The sequence below is a fragment of the Frankia sp. CgJB1 genome, assembly GCF_977947065.1.
The window spans coordinates 1-8914 of sequence record NZ_CDWTNB010000165.1; the positions used below are offsets into that span (position 1 = coordinate 1).

The 8914-nt window shown below is 70.4% G+C and carries 6 protein-coding genes and 1 pseudogene; 3 read left to right on the forward strand and 4 right to left on the reverse strand.

The window, feature by feature from the left end:
* Both AC08OT_RS16335 and AC08OT_RS16340 read left to right on the forward strand, forming a co-directional pair.
* Positions 1-261 (forward strand): annotated as a pseudogene (locus AC08OT_RS16335) (tyrosine-protein kinase domain-containing protein); the annotation flags it as partial.
* A gap of 170 nt (positions 262-431) precedes the next feature.
* Positions 432-2345: a DUF4012 domain-containing protein gene (locus AC08OT_RS16340; RefSeq protein WP_476602998.1), complete on the forward strand. Its 1914-nt coding sequence runs from the start codon at positions 432-434 to the stop codon at positions 2343-2345.
* Between the two features lie 75 nt (positions 2346-2420).
* On the opposite strand, the gene AC08OT_RS16345 is transcribed toward AC08OT_RS16340, so the two are convergent.
* The 4 genes from AC08OT_RS16345 to AC08OT_RS16360 form a co-directional block, all read right to left on the reverse strand.
* Complete coding sequence (locus AC08OT_RS16345) at positions 2421-3797, reverse strand: NAD(P)/FAD-dependent oxidoreductase (protein WP_476596178.1); 1377 nt, start codon at positions 3795-3797, stop codon at positions 2421-2423.
* Between the two features lie 101 nt (positions 3798-3898).
* Positions 3899-4645: a succinate dehydrogenase/fumarate reductase iron-sulfur subunit gene (locus AC08OT_RS16350; RefSeq protein ID WP_476593969.1), complete on the reverse strand. Its 747-nt coding sequence runs from the start codon at positions 4643-4645 to the stop codon at positions 3899-3901.
* A gap of 43 nt (positions 4646-4688) precedes the next feature.
* Complete coding sequence (locus tag AC08OT_RS16355; protein WP_476593968.1) at positions 4689-6626, reverse strand: fumarate reductase/succinate dehydrogenase flavoprotein subunit; 1938 nt, start codon at positions 6624-6626, stop codon at positions 4689-4691.
* Positions 6627-6732: 106 nt separating this feature from the next.
* Positions 6733-7401: a succinate dehydrogenase cytochrome b subunit gene (locus AC08OT_RS16360; protein WP_476593972.1), complete on the reverse strand. Its 669-nt coding sequence runs from the start codon at positions 7399-7401 to the stop codon at positions 6733-6735.
* Between the two features lie 164 nt (positions 7402-7565).
* Between AC08OT_RS16360 and AC08OT_RS16365 the strand changes: the two genes are divergently transcribed.
* Positions 7566-8516, forward strand: a complete 951-nt coding sequence (locus tag AC08OT_RS16365) for a LysR family transcriptional regulator (protein WP_476593967.1) — start codon at positions 7566-7568, stop codon at positions 8514-8516.
* Positions 8517-8914 lie beyond the last annotated feature (398 nt).

Genomic DNA, 8914 nt, shown 5'->3' on the forward strand with positions numbered 1-8914 from the left:
CCGGCCGCGACGCCGGTTCCCGCCACCACGGAGCGTCTCGGGATAGTCGACGGTGGCGACGAGCCGAGCTCGGCGCGGGACCCGCTGCCCGACGGCGCCACGACCGGCCCGAGCGGCGGACCGCACGTCAGGGTGCCGGCGGCACGCGGATTGGCTGAGGAGATCATCTCCGTCGGCGGAAGGACACCGCGCGGTACGGACCCGGCTGGCGGGACGACGCCGGATGACGACGGCGCGACCCGGCCGCCGTTCTCCCCATGACGGGTTCGCCACCGGGGGAGAGCACCGGGTCCGCTCCGGGCCCGGATCCGGTGGGCCTGGATCCGGTGGTCCTAGATCCGGTTCCGGACCGAGACCGGGTTCCGGACCTGTTCACGCGGGCGCCCGTGGGCGGGCGGGACGTGGGTGGGCGGAACATAGGTGGGCGGGACGTGGGTGAAGGTGGCGTGGGTGGGCGGGACGTGGGTGGCGGTGGCGAGGCCGGGGCGGGGCAGCACCGCGTCGGCCGTGGTCGCCGGCGTCATCGTGGTCGCCGGGCCCGGTACCGCCGGCTGGCCGCCGGGGTCGCGACGGCCCTCGTCGTGCTGGTGGCGATGACCTCCTGGGTGGTCGTGCGCGGACTACTGGCCAAGTCCCGTCTTGACGAGGCCAGGCAGCGGATCGCCGTCCTGCAGCGGCAGGTTCTGAGCGGAGCCTTTCCCCGCGAGGCCGAGTTGCGGTCGCAGCTCGAGCAGATCCGGCGGCGGGCCACCGATGCGCGGGCTCTGACCTCGGATCCGGTGTGGTCGGCGTTCGGGCGGCTGCCCGTCGCCGGCTGCCCGCTGCGCTCGGCGGCAACACTGATCCGAGAGGTGGACGCGGTCGCCGGCACCAGCCTGCCGGCCGTGGCCGACCTGGGTCCCTCCCTCGATCCGCGGGTGCTGCGCCAGCGTATGACGATCAATGTCCGGGCGCTTGCCGCGGTCCGCCGCCCGGCCGAGCGATCCTTCAACGCCATCTCCGCGTTGCAGGCGGCAGCGGAGAACGTACCCGACTGCGGATGGGCCGGGCGGGCCAGCGGCATCGCCGACGCCCGCGCCGAGATGATCGACCGGAGCCGGCGCCTGTCCGGTGCGCTGGGCACCGTCATTCTGGCCGCCCGGGTCGGTCCCGCCATGCTCGGCGGGGGCGGTGCCCGTCGCTACCTGCTGATCGTCCAGAACCCGGCCGAGTCCCGCGCCAACGGGGGGATCATCGGTGGGTTCGGCCTGCTGACCGCGGAGCACGGGCGGCTGTCCCTCGACGGCATCTCGGGCAATGGTGCTCTGCCGGGCGGCCCCACCCAGCAGCGACCCGCGACGAGGCTGCCGGTCCCGTTCGCGGCCCGTTACGGCGCCTTCTGGCCCGACCGTATCTGGGCGAATATCAACCTGACCCCCGACTACCCGATGGCCGGCAGGCTCTACAGCGCGTTCTACCGGGCCGGCACGGGCCTCGACGTCGACGGCACGATCAGCGTCGACCCCACGACGTTGTCGTATCTTCTCGCCGCGAGCCGGCCCGCGGTGCTCCCCGACGGCACGTCGGTGGCCGCGGAGCACCTGGTCGATCTCGTCGAGTCGCGCGTCTATGGCGAGATCATGGACGCGGCCGCCCGCGACCGCTTCTTCGCCCAGGTCGGTCAGGCCGTCTATGCGGCCGTGGAGTCGGGAGCCGGTGATACGACGAAACTCGTGACCGCGCTGGGACGGGCCGCTCGCGAGGGCCGGCTGGAAATATCCAGCAACCACGCCGAGGAGCAGCGGATTCTTTCGTCCACGGCGCTGGGTGGTGCGCTGCCGGACGTGCCCGGGCCGTTTCTCGGGGTCGTCACCCAGAACGCGACGGCGAGCAAGCTGGACTACTGGCTACGGCGGCAGACCACCTACCGCCTGCAGCGGCAGCCGAACGGCGCCGGCGTGGCGACGATCACGATCCGGCTCACCAACGCCGCCCCGGACGGGCTGCCGGCCTATGTGCGCCACCGGCAGGATCTCAAGGACGCCGCTGGGAATCCCCGGGCGCAGAACAATCTCTGGCTCTCGGTGTACACGGGCCGAGGCAGCTGGCTCGTCGGTGCCCGGCTCGACGGTGTGCCCATCGGCCTTGCCAGCGGTTCCGAGTCCGGGCATCCCGTGCTCTCCACTTATCTCACCGTCGATCGCGGCCAGACCCGGACCCTGGAAATCAAGGTCCGGGAGCCGGTAGGCGGCCCGGCGCTCACCGTGCGCCCGCAGCCGTTGCCCGTCGCGGAGCGCTTGGAGGTGCAGGGGCTGCCGGTCGTCCCTCCCTGGTCATCCCAAAGGTCATCTCAAGCCCAGAACTGACTACTCTGACTACAGAGAGTTCTGACCCTTCACCCGCATCGAGTCGCCCGCATCGGGGCCTGATCCGCTTCGCCATCAACGCAGCGGATCGAACGGCGACCGCTCGGCCGCGGGCGAACCGGTGGCGATGGCGTCGGCGAGGAGGCGGCCGGTGACCGGGCCGAGGGTGATGCCCCACATGCCGTGCCCGCCGGCGATGAAGACACGCGGCGAGGTGGTCGGGCCGATCAGCGGCAGACCGTCCGGGGTGCACGGGCGTGGTCCCACCCATTCGGCGGTGCGGGTGTCCAGGTCCACTCCGCGCAGCAGGCCGCGGGTCGCCTCGACCACCGCCCGGATGCGCCGCGGGTCGGCCGCCGCGTCCGGATGGCGGAACTCCATCATGCCGGCGACCCGCAGACCGTCCCCCAGGGGAGTGCAGGCCACCCGGGAGGTGGGGAAGTAGATCGGACCGCTCGGCGGCTGCTCGGTCGCAACCAGGAAGCTGTATCCGCGACCGGCCTGGACGGGAAGGCGGACCCCGAACGGACGGGCCAGCCGGGGAAGCCAGGCGCCGGTGGCGATTACCGCCGCGTCGTAAGGCCCACCGGGCCCCCCTGGCCCGAGCAGTTCCACCCGGCCACCTGCCTCGCGCACCTCGTCGATGGCCATCGCCTCGTGCACGAGGCCGCCGCGTTCCCGGACGCTGTCGGCGAGGGCGGCGACGAAGCGGCCGGGATTGCAGAACCGCTGCCCATGCACGGACACGACGTACCGGACCCGCTCGGACAGCAGAGGTTCGAGGTCGCGGGCGGCCGCCGGGCCCAGCACCTCGGCATCGACGGGCTGGCCGGTCGCCCGGATCTCGGCGAGCTCCGTCAGGAGGGCGTCGAGGCCGGACCGGGCGCGATAGCCGGCCAGGAACGGGTTGGCGGCGCGGGTCGGCGCGGTCACGCCGCCCGCCGCGAGCTCGTCGAAGGCACCGAGAGCAGCACGGGTCAACGGCACCAGCGCACGCATGGCGGTTCGCCACCGCGCGGTCGTGCTGTGCCGGACGAATCCGGCGATGAAGCGGGCGAGCCCCGGATCGGCGACCGGAGGCACGTACACCGGTGAGCCCGGGCGCAGGAACACCCGCAGCCCGTAGCGCAGGACCGCGGGCTCCGGCAGGGGCGTCGCGAGCCCCGGGGTGAGCCAGCCGGCGTTGCCCCAGGACGATCCGGCCCCGGCCCAGGTGGGCCCGGCGGTGAGGTGGTCGCGGTCGAAGACCGTCACCCGCCTGCCGTGGTCCTGGAGGAACCACGCCACGCACAGCCCGACCATCCCGCCGCCGATCACCGCCACCTGGTCGGGAACGGCGTGCCCCGGACGCAGGCGTGACCCGTGCGGCGCGCTCAGCCCCGCGGCGTTCCCGGCCGGTCGGGTCGTGTCCGTCGATCCCGTCACGTCCGCCTTGATCGGGTGATTTCCCACCGCCGCCGGATCCGCCGTACCGCGAAGAGCTCCTTTTCGGTGGAGGGTTAGGCACGGTCCACGGTCTCTGGACCGTGCCTAACCCTCCACACTTCTCCGCTCTACCGGAGGCCGATCGAGGCCCGCAGGACCTCGCGGTTGAGCGTGGCGATGCTGTCCAGCGGGATGCCCTTCGGGCAGGCGACGGTGCACTCCCCGGTGTTGGTGCACCCGCCGAAGCCCTCGGCATCCATGGCCTCGACCAGGTTGAGCGTGCGGCTCGCCCGCTCCGGAGCGCCCTGGGGCAGGCTGTTGAGGTGCACGACCTTCGCCGAGGTGAACAGCATGGCCGAGCCGTTGGGGCAGGCCGCGACGCAGGCGCCGCAGCCGATGCAGGTGGCGTTGTCGAACGCCGTGTCCGCGACGGCCCTGGGCACCGGGGTGGAGTGCGCCTCGGGGGCGCTGCCCGTCGGGGCGCTGATGTAGCCGCCGGCCTGGATGATCCGGTCGAGGCCGGAGCGGTCCACCATCAGGTCGCGGACGACGCCGAATGCGACCGAGCGCCACGGCTCGACATCGATGACGTCCCCGTCGGAGAACTCCCGCACATGCAGCTGGCAGGTGGTGGTCCGTTCCCGGGGGCCGTGGGCCTGGCCGTTGATGACCGCTCCGCAGGCGCCGCAGATGCCCTCGCGGCAGTCGTGGTCGAAGCTGACTGGCTCCTCGCCCTGCAGGGTCAGTCGCTCGTTGAGCACGTCGAGCAGTTCGAGGAAGGACATGTCCGGGTTCGCGTCGGGCACCTCGTAGGTGACCATGCGGCCTGGCTCGTCCGGTCCGGCCTGGCGCCAGATCCGAAGGGTGAGCTTCACGGTCGGCTCCTCGTACAGTCGTGATCCATTGACCGGCACCGCCTCACGCGTAGTTACGCTGGGCGAGGTGGACGTGCTCGAACTCCAGAACCTCGCGGTGCAGCACCGGCGGGGTTTCCGTGCCGGCGAACTCCCAGGCCCCGACGTAGGCGAACCGGTCGTCGTCGCGAAGGGCCTCGCCGTCCGGGGTCTGGCTCTCGACCCGGAAGTGCCCCCCGCAGGACTCCTCGCGGTGCAGGGCGTCGACGCACATCAGCTCGCCGAGTTCGAGGAAGTCCGACACCCGGTTCGCCCGCTCCAGGCTCTGGTTGACACTACCCGCGCCGCCTGGCACCTTGACCTGTCGCCAGAACTCCTCGCGCAGCTCCGGAAGACGCCCCAGCGCCTTGCGCAGGCCGTCCTCGCTGCGCGCCATCCCGCACTCGTCCCACATGATCTCGCCGAGCTCACGGTGGAACGAGTCGACGGTGCGGTCGCCGTTCACGGTGAGCAGGCGGGTCAGCCGGCCCGTCGCCTCGGCCGCCGTCTCCGCGACCGCGGGATGGCTCGCGTCGACCGCGCCCAGCTTCGTCGAGGCGATATAGTCACCCAGCATGGGCGGCAGCACGAAGTAGCCGTCGGCGAGACCCTGCATCAGCGCGCTCGCGCCGAGACGGTTGGCGCCGTGGTCGGAGAAGTTCGCCTCCCCGATCACGAAGAGCCCCGGAATGCTGCTCTGCAGATCGTAGCCCACCCACAGCCCGCCCATGGTGTAGTGGACGGCCGGGTAGATCCGCATCGGCACCTTGTACGGGTCCTCGGCGGTGATCCGCTCGTACATCTCGAACAGGTTGCCGTACTTCTCGCGGACCTTGTCCTCGCCCATCCGCTTGATGGCGTCGGCGAAGTCGAGGTAGACGCCGAGCCCGCCCGGGCCTACGCCGCGGCCGGCGTTGCACTGGTACTTCGCCGCCCGCGATGCGATGTCGCGGGGGACCAGGTTGCCGAACCCCGGGTAGATCCGCTCCAGGTAGTAGTCGCGCTCGTTCTCCGGGATGGTGTCGGGCGAGCGGGTGTCGCCCGCCTTCTTCGGCACCCAGATGCGGCCGTCGTTGCGCAGCGACTCGCTCATCAGCGTGAGCTTGCCCTGGTAGTCGCCGGAGCGGGGGATGCAGGTCGGATGGATCTGGGTGTAGCACGGGTTGGCGAAGTACGCCCCGCGCCGGTGCGCCCGCCAGATCGCGCTGGCATTGGAGTTCTTGGCGTTCGTCGACAGGTAGAACACGTTGCCGTACCCGCCGGTGGCGAGCACGACGGCGTCGGCGAGGTAGGTGGAGACCTGGCCGGTGACCAGGTCGCGGGCGACGATGCCGCGGGCGTGCCCGTCGATGACGATCAGGTCGAGCATCTCGGTGCGCGGGTGTATCTCCACGCCGCCGGCGTCGATCTGCCGGGACAGCGCCTGGTAGGCGCCGATCAGCAGCTGCTGACCCGTTTGGCCCCGGGCGTAGAAGGTCCGCGAGACCTGCACACCGCCGAACGAGCGGGTGTCGAGCAGGCCGCCGTACTCCCGGGCGAAGGGCACGCCCTGCGCCACGCACTGGTCGATGATCTGGGTGGACGTCTGCGCCAGACGGTAGACGTTGGACTCCCGGGAGCGGAAGTCGCCGCCCTTCACCGTGTCGTAGAACAGCCGGTGGACCGAGTCGCCGTCGTTGCGGTAGTTCTTCGCCGCGTTGATGCCGCCCTGGGCGGCGATGGAGTGCGCCCGGCGCGGCGAGTCCTGGTAGCAGAACTGGATGACCCGGTAGCCCTGCTCGGCGAGGGTGGCGCCGGCGGCGCCACCGGCGAGCCCCGTGCCGACGACGATCACGGTGTGGCGGCGCCGGTTGGCCGGGTTGACCAGCTTGGCGGTGAAGCGTCGCTTGTCCCAGCGTTGCTCGATCGGTACGTCTGGCGCCGCGGTGTCGGCGATGTCGGCACCGAGGTTGTAAAACGACATGTCAGCCCTTCCCATGCTTCCGGCACCGCGCCGCGCAATGTTGGCCGCGGAGCCGTCGGCTGTTCAATCCACCAGTGCAGCGACCCGTCGGCCCAGTGCCGTGCCGTCAATCCACCAGGCCGGTGAGAACCGACACCGGGACGATCACGAATCCCACCGTGAGGAGAACCGCGAGGGCATTGGCGGAGGCCTTGAAAACTCGGTCCCGTTTCGGGTTGTTGACACCGAGCGTCTGGGCCGCACTCCAGAAGCCGTGCTGGATGTGGAGCCCGAGGGAAATCATGGCGGCGATGTAGATGAGCGTGACCCACCACACGCTGAAACTCGACACGACGTTGTCGTAGGCGGCACCTTCGACCCCGTGTCGGTTGAGGGTCAGCGTCGTGAAATCGAGGATGTGGTACACGATGAACAACGCGAGGGTGATTCCCCCGTAGCGCATCACATGCGTGGCATAGCTGGCCCGGGCTCGTTGGCGGTGGACGTACTTTGTCGGCCGGGCCCGCAGGTCACGCCGGCTGAGCTGGTACGCGGACACCGCGTGCAGGCCCACGGCCAGCACCAGCACGACGCGTTGGATCCATAGGTACCACGTATCGTGCAGGATCGGCTCGCCGATCGCCCGGAGCCAGCCGGCGTACTGGTCGAAGTCGTTAGGGCCGAAGAAAATCTTCAGGTTCCCGAGCATGTGAGCGATCAGGAACAGAAGCATCAGCAGCCCGGTGACGGCCATCACGGTCTTTTTGCCGATGGTTGACCGCCACAGGTTGCGCAGGACGGACGAAGATCGCGGGGGCCGCGGGGTGGGCGCAGGGGACGCCGATCGCGCCGGGGTTGTCACAGCCACGAGCGCACTCTAGAGCGCACTCCCTCCAGTGGTCCAAGACATGATAAACCTGGACTCGATAGTGCCGTCCTATCGACGTCTACGCTGGCGGAGTGCAGCTCCACCAGCTCGCCTATTTCGTCGCCGTCGCGGAGACCCGGCACTTCACCCGGGCCGCCCAGCGGGTGCATGTCGCCCAGCCGTCCCTGTCCCAGCAGATCCGCGCCTTGGAGCAGGAGCTGGGCACACCTTTGTTTAACCGCGCGCGGGGGAACATCAGCCTGACCCCGGCGGGGGAGACGCTCCTGCCGCTCGCCCGGCGCATCCTCACCGACACCGAGACCGCCCGCCAGCGGGTCACCGAGCTGCTCGACCTGCGCCACGGCACGGTGCGCCTCGGTGCCACCCCGAGCCTGTGCACCGGCTTCCTGCCCGACGTGCTGCGACTGTTCCACCAGCGGTACCCGGGCATCCGCCTGCTGGTCGAGGAGGGGGGATCACGCGACCTTGTCCGCGATCTGGCCGCGGGCAGCCTGGACCTGGCGTTGATCATCCTTCCGCTGCAGAGCAGCGACCCGGCACTGGCGACCTCGCCGCTGATCCGCGAGAGCCTGGTCCTCGTCTCGTCGCTGGACGAGCCACCGATCGTTGCCGGGCGCCCGCTAACCGTGGCCGATCTGCGCAACCACCCGATGGTGATGTTCCGCCGCGGCTACGACCTGCGGGAGGCCACCGTGACGGCCTGCCGGGAGGCCGGATTCGAGCCGATTTTCGCGATCGAGGGCGGGGAGATGGACGCCGTGCTCGGTTTCGTCGCGGCGGGTCTGGGCAGCGCGGTGATTCCGAGCACGGTCGCCCACCGGCTCGGCATGCGGGTTACCCCGTTCGTGCTCCCGGGGCTGCGACGCACCATCGGGCTGGCGCGTCGCCGCGACGTCGAGCCGACCCGTGCCGCCGTCGAGTTGCAACGGGTCCTGTGGGAGTACCTCCGCGACGCCGAAGCCTCGGGCAACCTTCCCGACGGCACCCGACTCCTCGCTGGACCGACCTCCGCCGGCACGTGATCTGTCATCTTCAGGCTCTCGTGCAACATATTCGATGAGGTGGACCTTTCGCGGCGGGGCGGTCGGGTTTTTTCGAGTGAATCGCCATCTCTTTTTCTGGTTCGGCGTGTGGTCCGCCCGTCCACCGAGCCCATTTTTTCCGCCCACCCGCACGCGATCCGGTCGGGTGGGCTTAAAGTTGTGCGAGCGGTCGTAGATCGGGCGGTTTCCGGTCTACGGGGACTGGCTGCGGGGGGACTGGTTGCGGGGACCACTGCCAACACGCGGTTCGCGTGAACTGGCGCCAGTGCACAACGGGGGCAGCGTCGGAGCTGCCGTCGACCTCGAACACACGGGAGGCGATATGAACAGCGTCGACATTGCCCTGAAGGTATCGCTCGAGATAAGCGGGGAGCGTT

Excerpts from the sequence above, each read along its gene's own strand:
- AC08OT_RS16355 (WP_476593968.1), bottom strand. The coding sequence starts at position 6,626 with ATGTCGTTTTACAACCTCGGTGCCGACATCGCCGACACCGCGGCGCCA.